The sequence below is a fragment of the Serratia sp. A07 genome (assembly GCF_058725505.1).
Window position 1 is genome coordinate 61,951 of the sequence record NZ_JBZXDO010000004.1, and the last position, 24,258, is coordinate 86,208.

Genomic DNA, 24,258 nt, shown 5'->3' on the forward strand with positions numbered 1-24,258 from the left:
TGTTAATTTTTTGTAGCGAATGTCCCTAAGGGGACATAGCGGACTAATCCACTGCTCCCGATAATCCGATGTCATGGCATAGGCAATCGGGAGTGCGGCAGTGAACAACGAAATCGAGTCCTTAACCTACTACGCGGCGACCAAAAAATACGATCTGCGCTTCCCGACGCTGGAAGAGGATCTGGACGTCGACGTGGTGATCATCGGCGGCGGCTTCTCCGGCATCAACACCGCGCTGGAGCTGGCGGAGAAGGGCATCACCAACATCGCCATTCTCGAAGGCCGCTATCTGGGCTACGGCGGCACCGGGCGCAACGGCGGCCAGGTGATGGCCGGCATCGGCCACGATCTGGAGAAGATCAAGCGCCACGTTGGCCCGGCCGGGCTGGAAACCATCTTCAAAATCAGCAACCTCGGCGCCGGCATTATCCGCGAGCGCATCAAGAAATATGACATCGACGCCGACTTCTGCTTCGGCTACGGCTATCTCGGCAGCAACGCGCGCCAGGAGAAGACCCTGCGCGGCTGGCTGAAGGAGTTCAAGGCGGTAGCGCCGCAGGAGGAGATTGAGCTCTACACCGGGGCGGAGGTGAAGCAGGTGGTGGGCTCCGACGCTTACACCTGCGCGCTGAAACACATGGGCGGCGGCCACGTGCATTCGCTCAACCTGCTGCTGGGCGAGGCCAAGGCGCTGAGCGACTACGGGGTGAAAATCTTCGAGAACAGCAGCGTGCTCAACGTGGAGTACGGGCCGCGCATCACGGTGCGCACCGCCATGGGCTCGGTGCGCGCCAACAAGATGCTGTGGGCCTGCAACGGCTTCCTCAACGGCATGGAGCCGCAGATCTACCGCAAGACCATCAATACCTACGCCTTCCAGCTGGCCACCGAGCCGCTGTCTGACGATCTGATCCGCCAGATCAGCCCGATCCGCGGCGCCTACAGCGACATCCGCCCGGTGATCGACTATTACCGGGTGACCAACGAAAACCGGCTGCTGTTCGGCAGCGCCACCCGCCTGATCGAATATTTCCCGTCGGATCTCAAGGCCTGGAACCGCAACCTGATGCTGAAGGTGTTCCCGTACCTGAAAGACGTGAAGATCGATCTGGCCTGGGGCGGCCCGCTGTGCTGCAGCGCCAACCTGTTCCCGCAGATCGGCACGCTGCCGGATCGCGACAATGTGTTTTACGTACAGGGCTACTCCGGCTTCGGCGTGACGCCGAGCCACATCGTGTGCAAGGTGCTGGCGGAGGGCATGAGCGAAGGATCCGATCGTTACGATCTGATGAGCTCGATCCCGCACGTCAACATCTTCGGCAAGGACAAGCTGCGGCGGGTGATGACCACCGCCGGTAAGGTTTGGCACCAGACATCCGGCTACTGGAAAGGCCGCCGTTAACCCTCAGAGGAGAATCTCATGAAACCGTTACTGCTTAAACAACCGCTGCCGGAACTGCTGGAGATCGGCAGCGTCAGCAACCTGGGCGCCACGGTGATCGCCGGCACGCCAAACGTCGGCGTGGCCAGCATTTTCGGCGAACCGACCGACAACCTGAACTGCGGCGTGTTCAGCTGCACCCGCGGCAGCTTCGTGATGGAGTATCCGTTCGCCGAGCACGCCACGGTGTGGGAAGGCAGCGCGACCCTGACCAACGAACGCACCGGCGAATCGGTGCAGTATCAGGCCGGCGATTCCTGGTTCGTCGAGAAGGGCACCCCGGTGCGCTGGGACATCACCTCGGATCGCTTCGTCAAACACTATCTCGCCATCGTCGAAGGCTGACGCCGTCATGCCCCCCTCGGCCCGCTGAGGGGGAGCGCCTTAGCCTAACACCCGCGCAATAAAATCGGTCACCCGCTTGAGGATCTGATCCTTATTGGTTTCGTTAAAGCTCTCGTGCCGCCCGCCCGCATTGATCATCCGTTCGAAATCGTCGCCGCGCAGACGATCGAGCGCGGTTTGCGTTTCGCTCATCAGCACCAGCCGATCGTCGTCGCCGTGGATCCACAGCGTGGGCAGCGCGCCGAAGCCCGGCCCGGCGTTGATGGCGGCGAGGATCCGCTGCATGGCGCGCAGGGTGGGGCGCTTGAACGGCCCGTGCCACACCAGCGGATCTTCCTGATAGGCCGCGCCGACCGCCGGATCGCGCGCCAGGGTGGCGGTATCCAGCGGCGCGTCGGGGATCGTCGGCAGTTCGGCCAGATCGGAGATCGCCGTTCTGTCGCCAAGCAGCGGGCCGGACAGCACCAGCGCACGCACCTCCTCGCCGTAGCGCTGCACGTAGCGGGTGGCGATCATGCCGCCCATAGAGTGGCCGATCACCACCAGCGGCAAGGTGGGGTATTGCTGCCGGAAATGGCTGACCACGCGCTGCACGTCGTCGACCACGGCGTCATAATCTTCGATCAGCACGCGTTCGCCCTGTGACAGGCCGTGGCCGAGGTGATCGGGGCCAAACACCCGCGCGCCCTGTGCCTGCAGCGTGCGCGCCACGTATTGGTAACGGCCGAGGTGCTCGCCGTAGCCGTGTATCAGCAGCGCCAGATAGCGCGGCTGGTCGTTTCCCCAGTCGTGCACGGCGATGTCGCCGTGACGGCCTTTGATAAAGCTGACGGTTTGTTCGGGCATCTTATTGTTCTCATGGTGGTAGGGTTGCCCTTCAGCGTAGCGGCTGGCGGCGAGGTTGTCAGGGGCGCCGGGTGCGGCGCCCGCAGAGAGGGGGTTACAGGCCGAACTGGCGCGCCAGCTCGTCGAGCGCTTCGCGCTGGAAGCGGTTGAAGGCGTCGCGCGGCTGCTGTTGCTGGATAAACGCCAGCAGCGGATCCTGCACTTCAGTGCGCACGCCGCTCAGCTGTTCCATCACCGCCAGCCCGCAGAACGGCACGTAGGATTCGGCATAGCCGCCTTCGTGCACCATCACCAGCTTGCCGCCGCACAGCCGGTCGGCGGCGTCCTGCACCAGCGCGGTCATGGCGCGGAAGCTGTCGCTGTGCAGCTGCATGCGCGCCAGCGGATCGAGGGCGTTGGCATCGTAACCGCAGGCGACGATGATCAGCTCCGGCTCGAATTTTTCCAGCGCCGGGATAATGATGCGCCGCATGGCGTGCAGGTAGCCGTCGTCGCCGGCGCCGGCCAGCATCGGCACGTTAACGTTGCAGCCCGCCCCGGCGCCTTCGCCGCGATCCCGTTCGCCGGAATAGCCCGCCGGGAAGCAGCCGTCCTGATGCAGCGACAGCGTCAGCACGTCGCCGCGCTGCCAATAGATGTGCTGGGTGCCGTTGCCGTGGTGCACGTCCCAGTCGAGTACCGCCACCTTGCCGAGGCCATGGCGGGCCTTGGCGCGCTCGATGGCGATGGGAATATTGGCCAGGAAGCAGAAGCCCATCGATTGATCCGGCAGGCAGTGGTGGCCCGGCGGGCGCGACAGCGCATAGGCGTTATCCAGCTCGCCCTGCAGCACCGCCTCCACCGCCGCGCAGGCCAGCCCGGCGGAGAGCTTGGCGATTTCATAGCTGCCCGGCCCCAGCGGCGCTTCCTCTCCCAGCAGGCCGCCGCCGCTGTCGCTCACCTGTTTGAAACGCTGCAGGTAGTGGGCGGGGTGAATGCGCAGCAGGTCTTCTTCCGTCGCCGGTTCGGCGCTCAGCAGGGTGAGCTGGCGTGACAGGCCGGACACGTCCATCAGGTTCTTCATGCGCCGTTTGGTTTCCGGCGACTCGGCGTGGCCGGCGCCCGAAGGCGGTTGCACCCAGCCGCCGACCGGCAGGGTGGTGGCGTGCAGGCCGGTGCTGTGCCAGAAACAGCGTTCATCAAACAAGAAACCGGTTGTTCTTTTCACCTTTCTCCTCCTGTTATACGGCGCGGTGCGCGCGGTGAAGCCAGCGAAATCAACAGCAGCGACAGCAGCGCGCAGCCCAGCGCGCCGAACAGCAAAGCGTTGAAACCGCCGAAAGATTCGATCAGAGAGCCGGCCAGCGTGGGGCCGATGGCCATACCGCCGCCGATCACCAGGTTGATGCCGTTCATCAGCTTGCCGTCGTTATCCAGCCCGGCGACCCGCGCCAGAATGAACGGCAGCACGAAGGTCCAGGTGAACTTGAACAGCAAGGCCGCCAGGGCGAAGCGCAGCAGCAGGGGCTGGCCCGTCAGCAGCGCCACGCTGGCCAGCAGCAGGGCGTACCCCAGTACGATCAGGCGTCCGCCGCCGAAGCGCGCGCCGATCAGCGCTGCTGCCCCCGCGCCGACGATGCCGAGCAAGGTGGCGACGGCCAGCACCTGGCCGCTGTGGGCCGGCGACAGCCCGGCGCCGGCGGCGATGCCGCCGATAAAGGTCCAGACCGCGCTCAGGCTGATGTAAAAGGTCAGCACCGCCAGCACGGCACACAGCTTGCGCGCCAGCGAGGCGGCGGGGCCGCTGCGGGCGGCGCGGGCGGCGGTGAAACCGTTGGGGAACGCCGGGATGAGCGGCAGGCAGCACAGCATGATGGCCGCCAGAATCAGGTAGACCGCCATCAGGCCGAAGTGCGCGAACAGCGGCGGCAGCACCAGCAGCCCGACCGCGCCCAGCACCAGTTGGCCGAGCACCCAGAAGGCATAGACCCGGCTGGGATTGGCGGTGCCGGCGGCGCAGGTGATGCACAGGATCATCAGGGTGCCGCCCGCCAGCGAGGCGATAAAGCGCAGCGGCAGCAGCAGGGTAAAGTCCTGCACCAGCGCCGAAGCCAGGTTGCCGACGATAAACACCAGCGCCGACAGCGTAGCGACCCGTCGCCAGTTGATGCGCCCGATCCACCACCACGCCGGCAGCGTGGCCAGGCTCATGGCGCCGAGTTCGGTGGAGAACAGGTGGCCGATCTGCGCCGGGCCGAGCTGCCATTGTGCGGCGAGCTGGGCGGCCACGGCGGGGGCGGTCATCAGAATGCCCGGCGCGATGGCGGCGAAGACGATAATGGCGGTCAGCAGCCGCGGCGGGCAGGGGAGCGCCGCGCCGACGGCGGGCGCGGAAACCGAATCACTGGACATAAACCTTTTCCCCAAGCGTTGAGTGACGATGAAATATCCCGCCCGGCCCGATTGCGGGCAGGGGGAGGCCGCGCCATAAATGGCGAATACGTTTTGGCGTTATTTTCCGGCCGTCGGCAGCGGCGGCCGTTATCGGGCGTTAACCGTGGGCGAGAAAGCCGCCGGCGACCAGTTCGGTGCGGTTCACCACGTCGGTTTTGGCGAAAATATTGCGCATATGGGTTTTCACCGTGGACAGCGAAATGCCCAGCTTCAGGGCGATGCGCTTATTGCTGGCGCCTTCGCGCACCATGTTGACGATCTCTTGCTCTTTGGCGGTCAGCAGCTGCGCCTCGCCGTCGGGCAACAGATCGCGCGTCGCCAGCTCGATCAGCGGCAGCACCGCGCGCAGGCGGCCGCGCTCCACTTCGGTGAACGGCGTATCGCGGATCAGCGATACCCCGGCGACGATGCGCTTACGCTGGCGGATGAAGATCTCCGTCATGTCGCGCATGTCGTTCGGCAGCATAAAGTCGTGGTAATAGCGGCGGTTGCCGGCGATCGCCGCCGGGCTCATGCCGACCATGGTGATGTCCTGGCGATGGAAATTGGCCGGCTGCAGCGGGTCAATTTGCTGGAAGTGGTTCAGGTACTGCTGATGCGTTTTATCGGGCATGCCGTGCAGGATGTAGTGATCCGGCCGCAGGTTGCGATCGACCAGATAAAACACCCCGGCGGAGACCGGGATCAGGTGTGTAATGGTCGCCAAACAACTGTTGATAAAGGCATCGGATGCGGTGCTGTGCATGATTCGTGTTCCTCCCTTTATCATTCAATCTGGAGAAGGTTGGCGGTCAATATATGAACGATACAAGCATAGTTGTAGCAATTTGGCAACACAATAAAAACATGTTAACAACGTGAGGTGGGTTGCAATACAATACATAAATAACAAATAAAAAGTCATGTTTTTTAGATGGTTGATCGGTTTCGAAAAGGTGGATTTGTTAATGTATTAACTATCTGCGAATACTTTTCCTTTGAACTTAAAGATTTTTTTCTTGCAGCCAGTCGCTGTTCTATCATTTTCCTTGGGATATGGTAATGCTAGGGAAGGGAACGCCTCGTTCTTAGGAACGATTGCCATTGCATTTGATGTCTCGTTTGCCACGAGTAGGCATGATGGCACATTGAGGGGCGGTGTCGCGGGCTATGGACCCAATGATGGTGTTGAAAGAGGAAGTGGATAGGGTTAAATCTGGTATTTTATTTGAATTTAAGAATAATATTCTGATTTTTGTTATCATAATATGATAAAAATGCTCTATAGTTTCGTGTTGGTTGTTTGGAGTGAAATGAAGCCATATATGGATTGAGAAATGACGAAGTGCTCATGTGGCTGCAGTATTGATTTTTTATAAAAATCATGTGGTTAAACTGGGAGCGGTAGCGTGCCGTTTTTATCTGTGGCAGAGGGTATTCATTTTAATTGCGAGATTTCTCTATGTTTCTATGATTTTTAAGACTGAATCATGTTTACGAAGTGGTGGCTGATGGGATAACTATTTAAATTAATCTGTAGGCCATTTAGATGAAAACTGGAAATTAAACAATGTGAAGAGTTAGATTGTGAATATTAGTGTGTTAAAAAACTTCTCCTGGATGGTCATTGAAAAGATCGTGTCAGTTTTTGGACTGATTTTTGTTACGTCTTATGTCGCTAAGTATATTGGGCCATCCGCTTTTGGTACAATAGCTTTTGCTATCTCAGTTTTTGGAATTGTTCAAGCTGTGTCCTTGTTTGGGACTGAGACCATAATTTTTAAACGAATGAGTAGCAATGAGCGCTCCGGTATTCGGCTCATGCTGTCGGCAAAAAAATTGAGGCGAAGTATCTTCTTTGCGCTGGCAACGGTAGTAATAATCTATTTTTATTTCATGACAGATACATTGACGTTTGTTTTTTGCCTGGCGGCGAGTATTGCTGCCTATTTTTTTTCTCAGGATGTTATTGCCATTTATAACGATGCGGCTTTGAATTCTAAGTTTAATGCTTTTGCGAACGTTATTGGGTTAGGTGTCAGCCTGTTGCTTAGGTTGGTTGTTGTGCATGCCAATCTTGATATAAAATTTCTGGCAATCCCTATTATTACTGTGGCCGTTATTCCTTATTATATAAGAGTGTTTTTTTTAAAGCGCGGCATAAAGGAATTAATGGGGATAGATTTAGGGATAGGCGCTATATTATATACATGCTATATGCTGGGCTACCATTGGCGATATCAGGAATATCAATTTCGATATATACTCGTCTGTCACAGGTATTGCTGGCTAAGTTTGGAACAACAGCTGAACTGGGGCTCTTCGCGGCAGCTAATACGTTAGCCTCCTCTTGGGCATTTATTAGTCTGGCGTTTATTACCTCCTCGTTCGCCATCATTTATAAAGAGAGTGACAGAGAAAAATCCATTAATGAAGCGGCGAGACTAAATGGTATCGTGCTGTTATTTTGTCTTGTTACAGTTACATTAATTATCATTTTTGGTCGATTTTTCATAAGTGTGCTCTATGGTGAGCAATATAGGGATGCCTACCCTATCATGATTATATTGGCTGTCGCTACCGCTTTTTCAGCTATGGGGCCAGTAGCTTATCGTTATATAATTAAGGAGTCTGGGTATAAATTTATATCATACAAAACATTTTTTGTTTTCATTGTTAATTTTCCGTTAAGCATGTTTCTAATTTCTCACTACAGTGTTTTGGGAGTTGCATATAGTATGTTAATAACAGAGTTTATTTCATTGACGGCGTTGAATTACTTGTTTAATCAAGGGGTTGTGGCCAGGATACATATTAAAACATTCAATCCTTTTTTGTATTTAAAAGGAAGGGGGCGTTAATTGTAGATGGAGAGGGTATGGGGTAAGTATTCTTTGTTTTTTCTATGGGAATTTTTAATTCCGCTTTGTTGATTACATGTTGTAGGAATAATAGATATTCTGATATGACCTGTTTTTTTCTCTGTAGCGTAAAATTTCCTGTAAAAATGCGAGTGCAGTTTCGATTTAGCCAGCCGTTTTTTGACTGCATTGCAGATTAGATGTAATTAGCACTTATCAGATTGGCGCTTGTCGAAAAATCTCCTGTTTGCCTTCACCGCCACCCATCTCTCTCACTCGCTCATCACTAAGCCCTCGTCCTTAAGGACGATAGTCAGCATTTTCCTTTCCTCTCTATAGTGAGATTACCGCCGCTGGCGGTGAAAAACCTGCAAGCACCTGCATGCATCAGGCCAAAACTATAAGAGGAAATAACCATGAACCTGTCGTCGCGGTTGCACGCCCACCTGGCTCGAGGCAAGGTCGGCTTTCCCACCACCCTGGCCAGTTCGGTCGGGGTGATCATGGCCAGCCCGGTGATCCTGACGGTCACCAGCGGCTTCGGCATCGGCGGCGACACCTTCGCGCTGGCGATGCTGATCGCCTTCATCATGATGCAGGCGCAGCTCACCACCTTCTCCGAAGCGGCGGCACTGCTGCCGACCTCCGGTTCGGTTTACGACTACATCTCCTGCGGCATGGGGCGCTTTTTCGCCATCACCGGCGCGCTGTCGGCCTACCTGATCGTGCACATCTTCGCCGGCACCGCCGAGACCATTCTCTCCGGCATCATGGCGCTGGTGAACTTCGAGCACCTCAACACCCTAATGGAAAGCCACAATGCCTCCTGGATGGTCGGCGTCGGGCTGGTTGTCGTGTTCGGCCTGCTCAACGCGTTCGGCATCGAGGCCTTCGGCAAGGCGGAGATCGTACTGACCTTCGCCATGTGGAGCACGCTGGTGATTTTCGGCATCGTCGGGCTGCTGTCGCCGCATGCGGTGCCGCTCGAGGGCTGGTTCGGCAGCACGCTGAGCCTGAACGATCCCTTTGCAGTGTTCAGCCTGATCGGCATGGCGATGTTCATGTTCGTCGGCTGTGAGCTGGTGACGCCGATGGCGCCGGAGATCAAGCGCTGCGATCGGGTGATCCCGCGCGCGATGGCGCTGGGGCTGTGCGGCGTGGCGGTGTGCATGGCGCTGTATGGCGCGGCGCTCAGCCACCAGGTGGAAAACGTGGTGATCGACGCCGCCAGCGGCGCGCGCCTGCTGGAAACGCCGATGGCCATCCCGGCGTTCGCCGGCCAGGTGATGGGCCAGTTCGGCAAATACTGGCTGGGCGTCGGCTTGCTGCTGGCGGGCGCGGCGACCATCAACACGCTGATGGCGGCGGTGCCGCGCATTCTGTACGGCATGGCGCTGGACGGCGCGCTGCCGCGCATGTTCGCTTATCTGCACCCGCGCTTTAAGACGCCGGTGGTCGGCATTCTGGTGGCGGTGTTGATCCCCTGCGTACACGCCTTTGCCATTCAGGGCAACCTCGACAGGATCATTCCGCTGGTGCTGGCGGCGGTGTGCGCCTGGGGCGTCGCCTACCTGCTGGTGACCTGCTCGGTGGTGATCCTGCGCGTACGCCGCCCCGATCTGCCGCGCGCCTATAAATCGCCGTGGTTCCCGCTGCCGCAGATCGTTTCCAGCGTCGGCATCGTGCTGGCCATCGTTTACATCACGCCGCCGGGAATGAACCCGAGCGATATCTACATTCCCTTCGGCTGGATGATCGGCCTGACCGCCGCCTATGCGCTGTTCTGGACGCTGTGCGTGCAGAAAGTGAATCCGTTCAAGCCGGTGCCGGTCGAGCAGGTGCTGGAGAACGCGTTCGCCAAGGGTGAAAACGAGGAGGCGCAGTTTGATCGGCTTACTTCCCTCACTTAATCGCGCCTGGCGGCGAGCGCCGTCGGGCTATCGGCCGGGCGCTGCGCTGGATCGTCTGGCGCGCAACTTGGAGCCCTATGCGTGCGAACGCCTGGCGCCGGGCCTGCTGCGGCTGACGCTGCCGCAGGGGCCGCAGATCGAGGTCAGTGAACAGGTGCAGGGGCTGTTTATGGCGCATATCGTCAGCCACCGCTTTCGGTTGCAGGGCGTGTGCGCGATGCAGCTTCCGCTGACGCTGGACGTGGTGACCGGCGGCTGGCTGCGGCGGCGCGGGGTGCGTTATCTGCTGCGCCAGCGCCATGCGGCCGCGCAGCGGGTGCTGGACGGCCTGCAGCGCTACCCGCAGATCGGCGAGACGCTGGCGCAGCTGGATTTTCGCCGCGTGCGGCTGACGGTGAAAGACGGGCGCTGGCAGGTGGAGATTGAGCATTTCGCCGCGTCGGAGGTGGTCAGCCGTTTGCCGGCCGGCCGCCGCTATCTGCGGCTGGATGCCGAACAGCGGCGGCTGCTGTTGAGCAGCCTGCTGATGATCGGCCAACTGATGGAGAAGCTGAATCATGAATAGAGTGGTTGTGATTACCGGCGGCGGCACCGGCGTCGGCGCCGCCTGCGCCCGTCTGCTGGCGGCGCAGGGCGATCGGGTGTTCATCATCGGCCGCCGCCCGGAACCGCTGGCGGCGCTGGCGCAAGAGATCGGCGCGCAGGCGCTGGTGGGCGATGCCGCCAGCGGCGAGAGCTGGAACCACGCGCTGCTGCCGGCCATTCTGCGCGAAGCCGGGCGCATCGACTGCCTGATCGGCAGCGCCGGCGGCATGGGCTTCAAGCGCATCACCGAGATGACTGACGCGCAGTGGCAAGGGGCGATGGACAGCAACCTCAACAGCGCTTTCGCCAGCGCGCGCGCCTGCCTGCCGGAGCTGATTAAAAGCGGCGGCAACCTGCTGTTCGTGGCCTCGATCGCCTCGCTGGCCGCCGGGCCGGAGGTCTGCGGCTACGTCACCGCCAAGCACGCGCTGATCGGGCTGATGCGCTCCATCGCTCGCGACTATGGCCCGCTGGGCGTGCGCGCCAACGCGGTGTGCCCGGGCTGGGTGACCACGCCGATGGCGGACGAAGAGATGCAACTGCTGATGGACGCCCATCAGATTTCGCTGGAGCAGGCTTACCAGATGGTCTGCCGCGACGTGCCGCTGCGCCGCCCGGCCAGCGCCGAGGAGATCGCCCGCGTGTGCCGTTTCCTGTGTTCCAGCGAGGCTTCAATCATTACCGGCGCGGCGCTGGTGGCCGACGGCGGCTCCACCATCGTCGATGTGCCGACCCTGGCTTTCACTTCCCTGTAAGGAGCATTTCCATGAGTTCAGAAGCGGTATTCATTCAGGTTGGCGCGCTGGCGGAAGGCTTTGCGCCGCACAGCAATACGCTGGAACGGCAGCACGGGCTGGCGGGCACCACGCTGACGCTGCGCTTTAGCGACGGCGCGACGCAGCGCTGCCGGTTTACCGACGAGCAGACGCTGGAGTGGGGCGAACGGCGCGGCGTCGCCTATCGCGCCACCAGCATTCGCCCCGGCGTGCTGTTCATCGATTTTCTCGATCCTGCCCGCGCCAACGCCAGCATTACGCTGGTATGCGACCGCAATCAGGGCAACTTCACTGCGGTATACGGCCAGCTGCCGGACGAAGCGCAGGCGCGGCTCGACGCCTTCAGCCGGGTGGAGCAGGGGCTGCCGCTGACCGCGGTCGAGGCCGAATTCCGCTTCGGCACGCTGGATGACGCCGACGTGGCGCCACCGGGCTTTACCGATGAGCTGATCGGCATGCGCAACATGTACACCTACAGCCCGACCGAACGGTACGAGCACATCTACCTGAACGATAACTTCTACGCCTGGCAGTGTCTGGACGGGGTGGAGAAAGGGCTGGCGGACGTCGATCGCTGCCACTACGTGAAGGTGGCGGAGCAGCTTTATCTGTTCGTCTGGCGCGAGAAGATCATCCCGACGTTGGGCGTGGTGATGATCGATCTGCAGGGCATGCGCACCGACGGCAAGATCCTCGGTTATCAGGGCAGCGATTTCAGCGCGCTGAGCAACTTTGCGGTCGGCGCCCATGCGCAGGTGCTGAACACCACGCGTCACCCACGAGGATAGGGCGATGAGCGCAACCTATGCGGCCGACGCCTTCGCGGGGCAGGCGGTGCTGGTGACCGGCGGCGCTCAGGGCATTGGTCTGGCGATCGTCAGCGCCTTTGCCCGCCTGGGCGCCGAGGTGACGATCGCGGACGTGCAGCTGCCGCAGGCGCAGGCGGCGGCGCAGGCGCTGCGGGACGAAGGGCTGGGCGTGCAGGCGCTGGCTTGCGATCTGGCCGAACCGGGGCAGATCGCCGAGCTGGTGACGGCGGTAGGTGAGCGGCATCAACGGCTGGACGTGGTGATCCACAACGCCGCTTACTTTCCGCTGACGCCGTTCGCCGCCATCGACGCGGCCCTGCTGCAACGCACGCTGAGCGTCAATCTGATGGCGCCGTTCTTTCTGGCGCAGGCGGCGCTGCCGTGGATGCGCCGCCGGGGCGGCGGCTGCCTTCTGGTGACCTCGTCGGTGACCGGTCCGCGGGTGGCCTACCCGGGGCTGGCGCACTACGCGGCCTCCAAGGCCGGGGTGAACGGGTTTATTCACGCGGCGGCGCTGGAGCTGGCGGCGGAGAAAATTCGCGTCAACGGCGTGGAGCCGGGGATGATCCGCACGCCGGCGATGGCCAACCTGGGCGACGCGCAGGTGAATCAGGCGATCGCCGCCTCGGTGCCGCTCGGGCGGTTGGGGGAACCGGAAGACATCGCCGCGGCGATGGTGTTTCTCGCTTCGCCGGCGGCGGCCTACATCACCGGCCAGACGCTGGTGGTGGACGGCGGCGCGCTGCTGCCGGAAACGAATTCTCTGCTTACCTGACGCTGCAGCGTTGTTGGCTGCAACGTCAATTAATTTGAGAATTCCGGTTGGTTAAATCACTGCTTGGCAGGATGCGCGGTGACGTTGGCGGGCAGGCTGTCGCCCAGGGTGATCAGCTCGTCCAGCAGCGTCATCAACTGGTCCATTTTCTGTCGCGAGAAAGCGGCTTCAATCTCGGCGTAGCCCTGTTCCACCTGGTGGCGCGCCACTTCATACAGATCCTGGCCCTGCTGGGTCAGCGACACGTACAGCTTGCGCTGATCGTTGACCGGCTTCAGGCGGAAGATCAGCTTGTCACGCTCCATGCGCGACAGAATGCCGGTCAGGCTGGGGCGCAGAATGCAGGTTTCCGCCGCCAGCTCGTGGAATTCGATCGAGCGGCTGTTGGCCAGCACGCGGATGATGCGCCACTGCTGTTCGGTCAGATTGTGGCTTTTCAGGATCGGGCGGAAGAACCCCATGGCGGTTTCACGCGCCTGCAGCAGGGCGATGGTTAACGATTCATGCATAAGTTTGGCCTTAGCTATCAAGGTGTTCGTTGTTACGGCGCTCGTTATGGGGGCGCCTGCCCCGCAAAGCCCGATTTTGTTAATAACTTAATAGTAGCCAAAGTTACCCGTAGGGATAAAGCAAAAATGCAGGGCGCAGCGAAAAATGGCGCGAAAAATGATTAATGCATTGAATAATCACGCTAATGTTCGTTATTTGTGAATATTTTGTTATCACGATCACAAATCACTCCAAGCGCGTTGCGTAAAAGCTGCACAGCGTATAAAAGTAATCATTAATATATTAATGAATGCCGGTTGTCATGTTTTTCCATTGGAGGAGTTCGCATGAAAGGCACCGTATTTTCCGTTGCGCTGAATCACCGCAGCCAACTGGACGCCTGGGATCAGGCGTTTCACCAGCCGCCGTATCAGACCCCGCCCAAAACCCCGGTCTGGTTTATCAAACCGCGCAACACCCACCTCGCCAACGGCGGGGCGATCCCGTTTCCGGCCGGTGAAACCGTGCACAGCGGCGGCACGCTGGCGGTGATCATCGGCGATACCGCGCGCAAGGTGCCGGTGGCGCAGGTGGGCCGTTATCTGGCCGGCTACGCGTTGGCCAACGACGTCAGCCTGCCGGAGAGCAGCTTCTACCGCCCGGCGATCAAGGCTAAATGCCGCGACGGGTTCTGCCCGTTGGGGGAGATCGGCCAGCTGGCGAATGCCGATCGGCTGGAGATCGTCACCGAGATCAACGGCGTGGAGCAGGATCGTTGGTCCACCGCCGATCTAGTGCGCTCGGTGCCGGAGCTGATCGCCGCCATCAGCGACTTTATCACCCTGCAGCCGGGCGATGCGGTGCTGATCGGCACCCCGCACCAGCGGGTGGAGATCAAACCGGGGGATGAGGTGACGGTGCGCGCCGCCGGCCTGCCCACGCTGACCAACCGCGTCACCCAGGCAGGAGCCGCATCATGAAACATGCCCGTATTCGCCATCATGGCCAGATCTTCAACGTGCAGGTGGACGAGCAGCTGCGCGTCACGCTGCCGAACGGCGAGGTGCTGCAGGAGCGCGAAGTGGAATGGCTGCCGCCGGCGCAGGGCACGGTGTTCGCCCTGGGGCTGAACTATGCCGACCACGCCAGCGAGCTGGAATTCAAGGCGCCGGAAGAGCCGCTGGTGTTCCTCAAGGCACCGAACACCCTGACCGGTCACCGCCAGGTGTCGGTGCGCCCGGCCGGCGTGGAGTACATGCATTACGAAGCCGAGCTGGTGGCGGTGATCGGCAAGACCGCGCGCAACGTCAGCCGCGAGCACGCCATGGAGTATGTGGCGGGCTACACCCTGTGTAACGACTACGCCATCCGCGATTACCTGGAGAATTACTACCGGCCGAATCTGCGGGTGAAGAGCCGCGACACCCTGACGCCGATCGGGCCTTACATCGTCGATCGCGACGACGTCGCCGATCCGCACCGGCTGGCGCTCAGCACTTACGTCAACGGCGAGCTGCGCCAGCGCGGCAGCACCGCCGACATGATTTTCGACATTCCGTTCCTGGTCGCCTACCTGAGCGAATTCATGACGCTGCAGCCGGGCGACATGATCGCCACCGGCACGCCGAAAGGGCTGGCCGACGTGCAGCCGGGCGACGAAGTGGTGGTGGAAATCGAGGGCATCGGCCGTCTGGTTAACCACATTATCAGTGAAAAAGATTACGAGGAGAGCCTGCGATGAAAACCATCAACCACTGGATCAACGGCAAGAACGTCGCCAGCAAAGAGTACTTCACCACCACCAACCCGGCGAACGGCGAGGTGCTGGCGGAGGTGGCCTCCGGCGGCCAGCTGGAGATAGACCAGGCGGTGGCGGCGGCGAAAGAGGCGTTCCCCAAGTGGGCCAACACGCCGATGAAAGAGCGCGCGCGCCTGATGCGCCGCCTGGGCGAGCTGATCGACCAGAACGTGCCGCAGATCGCCGAACTGGAAACCGCCGACACCGGCCTGCCGATCCACCAGACCAAAAACGTGCTGATCCCGCGCGCTTCGCACAACTTCGAGTTCTTCGCCGAGGTGTGCCAGCAGATGAACGGCAAGACCTACCCGGTGGACGACAAGATGCTCAACTACACGCTGGTGCAGCCGGTGGGGGTGTGTGCGCTGGTGTCGCCGTGGAACGTGCCGTTCATGACCGCCACCTGGAAGACCGCGCCTTGCCTGGCGCTGGGCAACACCGCGGTGCTGAAGATGTCCGAACTGTCGCCGCTGACCGCCGATCGCCTGGGCGAGTTGGCGCTGGAAGCCGGTATTCCGGCCGGGGTGCTGAACGTGGTGCAGGGCTACGGCGCCACCGCCGGCGACGCGCTGGTGCGCCATAAAGACGTGCGCGCGGTCTCCTTCACCGGCGGCACCGCCACCGGCCGCCGCATCATCGAAAGCGCCGGGCTGAAAAAATTCTCCATGGAACTGGGCGGCAAGTCGCCGGTGCTGATCTTTGAAGACGCCGACATCGAGCGGGCGCTCGACGCCGCGCTGTTCACCATTTTCTCGATCAACGGCGAACGCTGCACCGCCGGTTCGCGCATCTTCATTCAGGAGAGCATCTACCCGGAATTCGTCAAACGTTTCGCCGAGCGCGCCAACCGCCTGCGCGTGGGCGATCCGCAAGATCCCAACACCCAGGTGGGGGCGCTGATCAGCCCGCAGCACTGGGAAAAAGTCTCCGGCTATATCCGCCTCGGGGTGGAAGAAGGGGCGACCCTGCTGGCCGGCGGCCCGGACAAACCGGCCGGCTTGAGCCACGGCAACTTCCTGCGCCCGACGGTGCTGGCGGATGTCGACAACCGGATGCGCGTGGCGCAGGAGGAGATCTTCGGGCCGGTGGCCTGCCTGTTGCCGTTCAAATCAGAAGAAGACGGCCTGCGCATGGCCAACGACGTGGAGTACGGCCTGGCGTCGTACATCTGGACGCAGGATGTGAGCAAGGTTCTGCGCCTGGCCCGCGGCATTGAAGCGGGCATGGTTTTCGTCAACACCCAAAACGTACGCGATCTGCGCCAACCGTTCGGCGGCGTGAAAGCCTCCGGCACCGGCCGCGAAGGCGGCGAATACAGCTTCGAAGTGTTCGCCGAAATGAAGAACGTGTGCATTTCCATGGGCGACCACCCGATCCCGAAATGGGGCGTTTGAGCCTCAGGCCACAATAATAACGAAAGAGATGAGAACAATGACGACAAAACTGACCACTGATGCTGTCCCTGCTCCCGACGTCGTGCGCTGTGCCTACATGGAAATTCAGGTCACGAACCTTAAAGCCGCACGCGAATTTTACGTCGATATCCTCGGCCTGGTCGTGACCGCCGAAGAGGATAAAACCCTCTACCTGCGTTCGATGGAAGAGTTCATTCACCATAACCTGGTGCTGCGCGAAGGCCCGGTCGCCGCCGTGGCGGCGTTTGCTTTCCGCGTACGCACGCCGGAAGACGTCGATCGCGCCGAAGCGTATTTCAAGGCGCTTGGCTGCCGTACCGAGCGGCGGGTGAACGGGTTCGCCAAAGGCATCGGCGATGCGGTGCGGGTAGAGGATCCGCTCGGTTTCCCGTATGAGTTTTTCTACGACGTGCAGCACGTCGAGCGCCTGGCCTGGCGCTACGATCTGTATACGCCGGGCGCGCTGGTGCGCCTCGACCACTTTAACCAAATCACCCCTGACGTGCCGCGCGCCGTGGAATACATCCAGGGGCTGGGCTTCCGCGTAACGGAAGACATCCGCGATGAAGACGGCGTGGTTTACGCCGCCTGGATGCGCCGCAAGGCGACGGTGCACGATACCGCGATGACCGGCGGCGCCGGGCCGCGCATGCACCACATCGCCTTCGCCACCCATGAAAAGCACAATATTTTGGCCATCTGCGACAAGCTCGGCGCGCTGCGCAAATCCGATTTGATCGAACGCGGCCCCGGCCGTCACGGCGTCTCTAACGCGTTCTACCTCTACCTGCGCGATCCCGATGGCCACCGCGTGGAAATCTACACGCAGGATTACTACACCGGCGATCCGGACAACCCGACCGTGACCTGGGACGTGCATGACAACCAGCGCCGCGACTGGTGGGGCAATCCGGTGGTGCCGAGCTGGTATACCGAAGGATCGCTGGTGCTGGATCTCGATGGGCAGCCACAGCCGGTCATCGAGCGCAGTGCGCCCAGCGAAATGGCCGTCACCATCGGCGCAGACGGTTTTTCCTATACCCGTGAGGGCGATACGGAAAAAGGTTTCAAGCTTGGCAATACGCTGTAAATGCCGCTGCGCGGGCCGCGCCCGCGCATATTTGCCGTCTGGAGAACGCTATGCCCCATTTTTACGCTGAATGTACCGACAACATCCGCCGCGAGGCGGATTTGCCCACCCTGTTCGCCAAGGTCAACGAGGCGCTGGCGGCGACCGGCATCTTCCCGCTGGCCGGCGTGCGCAGCCGCGCCATCTGGCTCGACACCTGGCAGATGGCCGACGGCAAGCAGGACTACGCCTTCGTGCACATGACGCTGAAGATCGGCCACGGCCGCAGTCTGGAAAGCCGGCAGCAGGTGGGGGAGATGCTGTTTGCGCTGATCAAGGAACACTTCGCCGCGCTGATGGCGCAGCGTTACCTGGCGCTCTCTTTCACCATGGAAGAGCTGGATCCGGTACTGAATTACAAACAGAACAATGTCCACGCGCTGTTCAACAAGGCGTGAATAAGGGGTCGTAAATGCTGGATAAAGAGCAGGTTAACCGCGCCGTACAGCGCCTGCATCAGGCGGAAAAGAGTCGTGAACAGATCCGCGCGCTGTCGCTCGATCATCCCGAGATCACCATCGAAGACGCCTATGCCATTCAGCGGCAGTGGGTGGAGCTGAAGATCGCCGAGGGGCGCACGCTCAAAGGCCACAAGATCGGCTTGACCTCGCGCGCCATGCAGGTGAGCTCGCAGATCACCGAGCCGGACTACGGCGCGCTGCTGGACGACATGTTCTTCAACGACGGCAGCGACATTCCGATCGATCGCTTTATCGTGCCGCGGGTGGAGGTGGAGCTGGCGTTCGTGCTGGCCAAGCCGCTGCGCGGGCCGAACTGCACGCTGTTCGACGTCTACAACGCCACCGACTACGTCATTCCGGCGCTGGAGATCATCGACGCGCGCAGCCACAACGTCGATCCCGAGACTCAGCGGCCGCGCAAGGTGTTCGACACCATCTCCGACAACGCCGCCAACGCCGGGGTGGTGATGGGCGGGCGGCCGATCAAGCCGGATGCGCTGGATCTGCGCTGGATCTCCGCGCTGCTGTACCGCAACGGCGTGATTGAAGAATCCGGCGTGGCGGCGGCGGTGCTCAACCACCCGGCCAACGGCGTGGCCTGGCTGGCCAACAAGCTGGCGCCGTATGAGGTGGAGCTGGAAGCGGGGCAGGTGATCCTCGGCGGCTCCTTCACCCGGCCGGTGCCGGCGCGGCGCGGTGATACCTTCCACGTCGACTACGGCCCGATGGGCTGCATCAGCTGCCGCTTCGTCTAAAAAGCAGGCTCGGCGAACCGGGCCGACTAAACCGGGCGGGGGCCATGCGCTACGCCCGCTTGTCAGGGAGAATGCGATGTTAACCAACCACTTCAAGCGTGCGCTGCAGGAAGAACGCCCGCAGATCGGGCTGTGGCTCGGGCTGTGCAGCAGCTACAGCGCCGAGCTGCTGGCCGGCGCCGGTTTCGACTGGCTGCTGATCGACGGCGAACATGCGCCCAACAACGTGCAAACGGTGCTGGGGCAGCTGCAGGCGGTCGCGCCTTACCCGAGCCAGCCGGTGGTGCGGCCACCGTGGAACGACGCGGTGATCATCAAGCAGCTGCTGGACGTCGGCGCGCAAACCCTGCTTATCCCGATGATTCAAAACGCCGAACAGGCGCGCGACGCGGTGCGCGCCACGCGCTATCCGCCGCACGGCGTGCGCGGCGTCGGCAGCGCCCTGGCGCGCGCTTCGCGCTGGAACCGGGTGCCCGATTACCTGCAGCAGGCCGATGAGCAGATGTGCGTGCTGGTGCAGATTGAAACCCGCGAAGCGGTGAAAAACCTCGACGCCATTTTGCAGGTGGAAGGGGTGGACGGCGTGTTTATCGGCCCGGCGGATCTCAGCGCCGACATGGGCTTTGCCGGTAATCCGCAGCACCCGGAGGTGCAGCGCACCATCGACGACGCCATCGCGCGCATCCGCGCCGCCGGCAAGGCGCCGGGTATTTTGATGGCCAACAAGGCACTGGCGCAGCGCTATCTGGAGGCCGGCGCGCTGTTCGTTGCGGTGGGGGTGGACACCACCCTGCTGGCGCGGGCGGCGGAAGCCCTGGCGGACGAATTCAAACGGGGCGGGGCGCAAGCACCTTCATCGGGAGTCTACTGAACCATGAACCACGTCGATTCGCTGCCGCCGGCCAACCCGGCGCAGCAACATAAAGCGTTAACCGCCGCCGAGCAATCGGTGATTAAAAAGTTGTTTCGGCGCCTGATCATTTTCCTGTTCGTGTTGTTTGTTTTCTCTTTCCTCGATCGTATCAACATCGGCTTCGCCGGGCTGACGATGGGCAAAGATCTCGGCCTCAGCTCGACCATGTTTGGGCTGGCGGCGACGTTGTTCTATGTCACCTACGTGATCTTCGGCATTCCGAGCAACATGATGCTGAGCCGGGTCGGCGCGCGGCGCTGGATCGCCACCATCATGGTGCTGTGGGGCATCGCCTCCACCTGCACCATGTTCGCCACCGGGCCGACCAGCCTGTACGTGCTGCGCATGATCGTCGGCATCACCGAGGCCGGTTTCCTGCCGGGCATTCTGGTGTACCTCACCTACTGGTTCCCGGCGTTCTACCGCGCCCGCGCCAACGCGCTGTTCATGATCGCCATGCCGGTGACCATGGCGATCGGCTCGCTGGTCTCCGGCTATATCCTGGCGCTGGACGGGGTGATGAACCTGAAGGGCTGGCAGTGGCTGTTCCTGCTGGAAGGCATTCCGTCGGTGCTGCTGGGCGTGGTGGTGTGGTTCTACCTCGACGATACGCCGGCCAAGGCCAAGTGGCTGACCGACGAGGAGAAAGCCAGCCTGCAGGCGATGATGGAAGCCGATAAGCTGCAGCTGGTGCAGCCCAACGGGCCGAGCAGCCACCGCGCGCTGCAACAGCGCAGCCTGTGGCGCGAGATCTGCACGCCGATCGTGCTGATGTATACGCTGGCCTATTTCTGCCTGACCAACACCCTGAGCGCGATCAACATCTGGACGCCGCAGATCCTGCAAAGCTTCAACCAGGGCAGCAGCAACGTGACGATCGGCATTTTGGCGGCGATCCCGCAGATCTGCACCATCGCCGGCATGGTGTGGTGGAGCAAACGATCCGACAGGCTGCAGGAGCGCAAGCACCACACCGCGCTGCCGTACCTGTTCGCCGCCGCCGGCTGGCTGCTGGCGTCCGCCACCGATCACAGCCTGATCCAGTTGCTCGGGATCGTGATGGCCTCGGTCGGCTCCTTTACCGCCATGGCGATCTTCTGGACCACGCCGGATCAGTCGATCAGTCTGGAAGCGCGCGCGGTGGGGATCGCGGTGATCAACGCCACCGGCAACATCGGATCGGCGCTCAGCCCGCTGTTGATCGGCTGGTTCAAGGATCTGACCGGCAGCTTTAACTCCGGGCTATATTTCGTCTCGGCGCTGTTGATCGTCGGCGCCGTGCTGGTGTGGCGCATTCCGATGAAGGATTCGCGCCCGAGAGCGACGCCTTGATGCGCAAGTGGGCATGATTGCAGGAGGTCATGAGGTGCGGAAAAGTACCGGCTTTATCGCCAACATCGATATTTGCAAAGAGTATGACGCGCGCTACGCCGCCGACGAGGTGCACTACGAAACCTTCGCCGGGCTGGCGGCGTTCTTCGGCCGCGACATGCAGGTGCATTGGCACGACTGCTTCTTCCAGGTGCATTTCCTGGAGACCGGCAAGATAGAGCTGCAGCTTGACGATCAGCACTATTCGGTGCAGGCGCCGCTGTTCATCCTCACGCCGCCGTCGGTGCCGCATGCGTTCTTCACCGAACCGGACAGCGACGGCCATGTGCTGACGGTGCGCCAGGAGCTGATTTGGCCGCTGTTGGAGCATCTGTATCCCGGCAGCAACCTGGCGCTGGACATGCCGGGCATCTGCCTGTCGCTGGCCGACGCGCCGCAGGAGCTGACGGCGCTCAGCCACTACTGGGCGCTGATCCGCCGCGAGTTCGGGCAGAACCTGGCCGGGCGCGAACAGACGCTGGCGCTGCTGGCGCAGGCGGTGTTCACGCTGCTGCTGCGCAACACCGCGCTGGAAGACAGCGCCAACAGCGGCGTGCGTGGCGAACTGCAGCTGTTTCAGCGGTTCAACAAGATGGTGGACGAGCGTTTTCGCGAGCACCTGCCGGTGCCGGAGTATGCGCAGGCGCTGGGGGTGACCGAATCGCGGCTCAACGATCTGTGCCGGCGCTTCGCCAACCGGCCGCCCAAGCGGCTGATCTTCGATCGGCTGCTGCGCGAGGCCAAACGCATGCTGCTGTTCAGCGCCTGTACGGTGCATGAAACCGCCTACAGCCTCGGCTTCAAGGATCCGGCCTATTTCGCCCGTTTTTTCAATCGGCTGGAAGGCTGTTCCCCCTCGACCTACCGCGCGGCGCAACACGCCCTTTCGTAACCGCGATCACAGTTTGCCGCGAAAGCGGCAAACTGACCTGAAAAGTACCGGCGATTGCCGCAAAAGTCTCTTCTCGAAACCGGCTTTGGCAGCTTCAATTAAGCAACCAAAAGAAAACATTATTTTAACAAATGGCCGGATCCACGGCCTGAAAAATGCCGATGACGAGGAAGACCCGATGAAACCAGAAGACTTTCGTGCCGACAGCAAACGCCCGTTCACCGGCGCCGAATACCTGAAAAGTTTGCAGGACAACCGCGAAATCTACATTTACGGCGAGCGCGTGAAAGACGTCACCACCCATCCGGCGTTCCGCAACGCGGCGGCGTCAGTCGGCCAGCTGTACGACGCGCTGCACGATCCGGCCAGCCAGGATCGCCTGTGCTGGAACACCGACACCGGCAACGGTGGCTATACCCACAAATTCTTCCGCTACGCCCGCAGCCCGGAAGAGATGCGCCAGCAGCGCGATGCCATCGCTGACTGGTCGCGCCAAAGCTACGGCTGGATGGGGCGTACGCCGGACTACAAGGCGGCCTTCGGCTGCGCGCTGGGCGCTTATCCGGAGTTCTACGGCCAGTTCGCCGACAACGCGCGACACTGGTACAAACGCATTCAGGAAACCGGGCTCTATTTCAACCACGCCATCGTCAACCCGCCGATCGACCGCCACAAGCCGGTCAACGAAGTGAAAGACGTCTACATTCAGGTGGAGAAGGAGACCGACGCCGGCATCATCGTCAGCGGCGCCAAAGTGGTGGCCACCAACTCGGCGTTGACCCACTACAACTTCATCGGCTTCGGTTCGGCGCAGGTGATGGGCGATAACCCGGACTTCGCGCTGATGTTCGTGGCGCCGATGGACGCCGAAGGGGTGAAGCTGATTTCGCGCGCCTCCTACGAGCTGGTGGCCGGCGCTACCGGATCGCCGTTCGACTATCCGCTCACCAGCCGCTTCGATGAGAACGACGCGATCTTGATCATGGATCATGTGCTGATCCCGTGGGAAAACGTGCTGATCTACCGCGATTTCGATCGCTGCCGCCGCTGGAGCACCCAGGGCGGTTTCGCCCGGCTGTTCCCGCTGCAGGCCTGCGTGCGCCTGGCGGTGAAGATGGACTTTATCACCGCGCTGCTGCAAAAGAGCCTCTCTTGCACCGGCGTGCTGGAGTTCCGCGGCGTGCAGGCCGATCTGGGCGAAGTGGTGGCCTGGCGCAACCTGTTCTGGTCGCTGAGCGACGCGATGTGTGCCGAAGCCACAAAATGGGAAAACGGCGCCTACCTGCCGGATTCCGCCGCGCTGCAAACCTACCGCGTGATGGCGCCGATGGCCTACACCAAGGTGAAACACATCATCGAGAAGAACGTCACCAGCGGCCTGATCTACCTGCCGTCCAGCGTGCGCGACATGAACAACCCGGAGATCGACAAGTACCTGGCGCGCTACGTGCGTGGATCGGACGGTATGGATCACGTCGAACGCATCAAGATCCTCAAGCTGATGTGGGATGCGATCGGCAGCGAATTCGGCGGCCGTCACGAGCTGTATGAGATCAACTACGCCGGCAGCCAGGATGAGATCCGCCTGCAGTGCCTGCGCCACGCGCAGGGATCCGGCAACATGGATCGCATGATGCAGATGGTCGACAAGTGCCTGGCTGATTACGATCAGCACGGCTGGAAGGTGCCGCACCTGCGGAACAATGACGATATTAATCAGTTGGATAATCTGCTGAAGTAATTCAGGAGGAGGTGGTATGTCTCAGGAAAATGAACAGCGCCTGCGCTTTCGCGACGCCATGGCCAGCCTGTCGGCGGCGGTGAATATCGTCACCACCGACGGCCCGGCGGGGCGCTGCGGCATCACCGCCACGGCGGTGTGCTCGGTAACCGATACGCCGCCGACGCTGCTGGTGTGCATCAACCGTAATAGCGCGATGAATCCGGTGTTTCAGGAAAACCGCAGGCTGTGCGTCAACGTGCTCAACCACGAGCAGGAGCTGATGGCACGCCACTTCGCCGGCATGACCGGCGTCAGCATGGAAGATCGTTTCCGGCTGGAAGAGTGGCAGCTCGGTGCGCTGGGGCAGCCGGTGCTGCGCAATACCCTGGCCAGCCTGGAAGGGGAGATCGAGCAGATCCAGAGCATCGGCACCCACCAGATGTACCTGGTGCAGATCAAGCAGATCGCGCTGAGCGAAGCCGGCAACGGGCTGATCTACTTCAAGCGCAATTTCCATTCGGTGATCCACCCGATGGCGGTGCCGGCCTGAGG

General features: G+C 61.2%; 25 protein-coding genes. 20 read left to right on the plus strand and 5 right to left on the minus strand.

Translation table 11 applies throughout. The features are described 5' to 3' along the window. Window positions 1–100 precede the first annotated feature (100 nt). The gene (locus AC4PR2_RS05710; RefSeq protein ID WP_443014447.1) at window positions 101–1,402 is read left to right on the plus strand and encodes an NAD(P)/FAD-dependent oxidoreductase; all 1,302 of its coding nucleotides are present in this window, start codon (window positions 101–103) and stop codon (window positions 1,400–1,402) included. Window positions 1,403–1,420: 18 nt separating this feature from the next. Further along, window positions 1,421–1,786, plus strand: coding sequence for a cupin domain-containing protein (locus AC4PR2_RS05715; protein WP_015376517.1), 366 nt, complete (start codon window positions 1,421–1,423; stop codon window positions 1,784–1,786). A gap of 39 nt (window positions 1,787–1,825) precedes the next feature. On the opposite strand, the gene AC4PR2_RS05720 is transcribed toward AC4PR2_RS05715, so the two are convergent. The 4 genes from AC4PR2_RS05720 to AC4PR2_RS05735 all read right to left on the minus strand — a co-directional run bounded on the left by AC4PR2_RS05720 (window position 1,826) and on the right by AC4PR2_RS05735 (window position 5,810). Next, a complete protein-coding gene (locus tag AC4PR2_RS05720; protein WP_201965304.1) occupies window positions 1,826–2,632 on the minus strand; it encodes an alpha/beta hydrolase in 807 nt (268 codons plus the stop codon). 94 nt (window positions 2,633–2,726) lie between these two features. Next, the gene (locus tag AC4PR2_RS05725; protein WP_197658009.1) at window positions 2,727–3,839 is read right to left on the minus strand and encodes a class II histone deacetylase; all 1,113 of its coding nucleotides are present in this window, start codon (window positions 3,837–3,839) and stop codon (window positions 2,727–2,729) included. Then, a complete protein-coding gene (locus tag AC4PR2_RS05730) occupies window positions 3,836–5,023 on the minus strand; it encodes an MFS transporter (protein WP_049235384.1) in 1,188 nt (395 codons plus the stop codon). Before AC4PR2_RS05730 ends, AC4PR2_RS05725 begins: the two co-directional genes overlap by 4 nt. Before the next feature lie 139 nt (window positions 5,024–5,162). After that, window positions 5,163–5,810 carry a LuxR C-terminal-related transcriptional regulator gene (locus AC4PR2_RS05735; RefSeq protein WP_197802293.1) on the minus strand — a complete coding sequence of 216 codons (648 nt, stop codon included), beginning with the start codon at window positions 5,808–5,810 and terminating at the stop codon, window positions 5,163–5,165. Between the two features lie 821 nt (window positions 5,811–6,631). On the opposite strand from AC4PR2_RS05735, the gene AC4PR2_RS05740 reads away from it, so the two are divergent. The 7 genes from AC4PR2_RS05740 (at window position 6,632) to AC4PR2_RS05770 (ending at window position 12,760) form a co-directional block, all read left to right on the plus strand. After that, on the plus strand, window positions 6,632–7,387 hold the full coding sequence (locus AC4PR2_RS05740) for an MATE family efflux transporter (protein WP_492174960.1): 756 nt from the start codon (window positions 6,632–6,634) through the stop codon (window positions 7,385–7,387). Then, the gene (locus AC4PR2_RS05745) at window positions 7,276–7,905 is read left to right on the plus strand and encodes an oligosaccharide flippase family protein (protein WP_492174947.1); all 630 of its coding nucleotides are present in this window, start codon (window positions 7,276–7,278) and stop codon (window positions 7,903–7,905) included. Before AC4PR2_RS05740 ends, AC4PR2_RS05745 begins: the two co-directional genes overlap by 112 nt. 416 nt (window positions 7,906–8,321) lie before the next feature. Next, window positions 8,322–9,815, plus strand: coding sequence for an APC family permease (locus AC4PR2_RS05750; protein ID WP_100396024.1), 1,494 nt, complete (start codon window positions 8,322–8,324; stop codon window positions 9,813–9,815). Beyond that, entirely contained in the window at window positions 9,790–10,380 is a 591-nt protein-coding gene (locus AC4PR2_RS05755; RefSeq protein WP_337046799.1) for a DUF3156 family protein, read from the plus strand. The genes AC4PR2_RS05750 and AC4PR2_RS05755 overlap by 26 nt, the downstream gene beginning before the upstream one ends. Further along, entirely contained in the window at window positions 10,373–11,155 is a 783-nt protein-coding gene (locus AC4PR2_RS05760) for an SDR family NAD(P)-dependent oxidoreductase (RefSeq protein WP_033648535.1), read from the plus strand. The genes AC4PR2_RS05755 and AC4PR2_RS05760 overlap by 8 nt, the downstream gene beginning before the upstream one ends. Window positions 11,156–11,166: 11 nt before the next feature. Further along, window positions 11,167–11,964, plus strand: a complete 798-nt coding sequence (locus AC4PR2_RS05765; protein ID WP_004933186.1) for a molybdenum cofactor biosynthesis F family protein — start codon at window positions 11,167–11,169, stop codon at window positions 11,962–11,964. 4 nt (window positions 11,965–11,968) lie between these two features. After that, window positions 11,969–12,760, plus strand: a complete 792-nt coding sequence (locus AC4PR2_RS05770) for an SDR family oxidoreductase (protein ID WP_492174948.1) — start codon at window positions 11,969–11,971, stop codon at window positions 12,758–12,760. Window positions 12,761–12,816: 56 nt separating this feature from the next. On the opposite strand, the gene hpaR is transcribed toward AC4PR2_RS05770, so the two are convergent. Further along, the gene (gene hpaR / locus AC4PR2_RS05775; RefSeq protein WP_004933183.1) at window positions 12,817–13,269 is read right to left on the minus strand and encodes a homoprotocatechuate degradation operon regulator HpaR; all 453 of its coding nucleotides are present in this window, start codon (window positions 13,267–13,269) and stop codon (window positions 12,817–12,819) included. A gap of 327 nt (window positions 13,270–13,596) precedes the next feature. On the opposite strand from hpaR, the gene AC4PR2_RS05780 reads away from it, so the two are divergent. The 11 genes from AC4PR2_RS05780 (at window position 13,597) to hpaC (ending at window position 24,256) form a co-directional block, all read left to right on the plus strand. Further along, the gene (locus AC4PR2_RS05780; RefSeq protein ID WP_087762957.1) at window positions 13,597–14,229 is read left to right on the plus strand and encodes a fumarylacetoacetate hydrolase family protein; all 633 of its coding nucleotides are present in this window, start codon (window positions 13,597–13,599) and stop codon (window positions 14,227–14,229) included. Further along, window positions 14,226–14,990, plus strand: coding sequence for a fumarylacetoacetate hydrolase family protein (locus AC4PR2_RS05785; protein WP_049202355.1), 765 nt, complete (start codon window positions 14,226–14,228; stop codon window positions 14,988–14,990). The genes AC4PR2_RS05780 and AC4PR2_RS05785 overlap by 4 nt, the downstream gene beginning before the upstream one ends. Beyond that, entirely contained in the window at window positions 14,987–16,441 is a 1,455-nt protein-coding gene (hpaE, locus tag AC4PR2_RS05790) for a 5-carboxymethyl-2-hydroxymuconate semialdehyde dehydrogenase (RefSeq protein WP_033636981.1), read from the plus strand. The genes AC4PR2_RS05785 and hpaE overlap by 4 nt, the downstream gene beginning before the upstream one ends. 37 nt (window positions 16,442–16,478) lie before the next feature. Then, a complete protein-coding gene (gene hpaD / locus AC4PR2_RS05795; protein ID WP_089180517.1) occupies window positions 16,479–17,552 on the plus strand; it encodes a 3,4-dihydroxyphenylacetate 2,3-dioxygenase in 1,074 nt (357 codons plus the stop codon). Window positions 17,553–17,602: 50 nt separating this feature from the next. Beyond that, entirely contained in the window at window positions 17,603–17,989 is a 387-nt protein-coding gene (locus tag AC4PR2_RS05800; protein ID WP_004933172.1) for a 5-carboxymethyl-2-hydroxymuconate Delta-isomerase, read from the plus strand. Between the two features lie 14 nt (window positions 17,990–18,003). Next, window positions 18,004–18,807 (plus strand): 2-oxo-hept-4-ene-1,7-dioate hydratase, encoded by an 804-nt coding sequence (gene hpaH, locus AC4PR2_RS05805; protein ID WP_004933170.1) that lies wholly within the window; start codon window positions 18,004–18,006, stop codon window positions 18,805–18,807. Between the two features lie 76 nt (window positions 18,808–18,883). Further along, a complete protein-coding gene (gene hpaI, locus AC4PR2_RS05810) occupies window positions 18,884–19,678 on the plus strand; it encodes a 4-hydroxy-2-oxoheptanedioate aldolase (protein ID WP_337046798.1) in 795 nt (264 codons plus the stop codon). Between the two features lie 3 nt (window positions 19,679–19,681). Continuing rightward, entirely contained in the window at window positions 19,682–21,052 is a 1,371-nt protein-coding gene (gene hpaX, locus AC4PR2_RS05815) for a 4-hydroxyphenylacetate permease (protein ID WP_087762954.1), read from the plus strand. Window positions 21,053–21,086: 34 nt separating this feature from the next. Next, window positions 21,087–21,983 carry a 4-hydroxyphenylacetate catabolism regulatory protein HpaA gene (gene hpaA / locus AC4PR2_RS05820; protein WP_060422240.1) on the plus strand — a complete coding sequence of 299 codons (897 nt, stop codon included), beginning with the start codon at window positions 21,087–21,089 and terminating at the stop codon, window positions 21,981–21,983. A 178-nt stretch (window positions 21,984–22,161) separates the two neighbouring features. After that, a complete protein-coding gene (gene hpaB, locus AC4PR2_RS05825) occupies window positions 22,162–23,724 on the plus strand; it encodes a 4-hydroxyphenylacetate 3-monooxygenase, oxygenase component (RefSeq protein ID WP_060422244.1) in 1,563 nt (520 codons plus the stop codon). A gap of 16 nt (window positions 23,725–23,740) precedes the next feature. Further along, window positions 23,741–24,256 carry a 4-hydroxyphenylacetate 3-monooxygenase, reductase component gene (gene hpaC / locus AC4PR2_RS05830; RefSeq protein WP_033636989.1) on the plus strand — a complete coding sequence of 172 codons (516 nt, stop codon included), beginning with the start codon at window positions 23,741–23,743 and terminating at the stop codon, window positions 24,254–24,256. The last annotated feature ends 2 nt before the right edge of the window (window positions 24,257–24,258 follow it).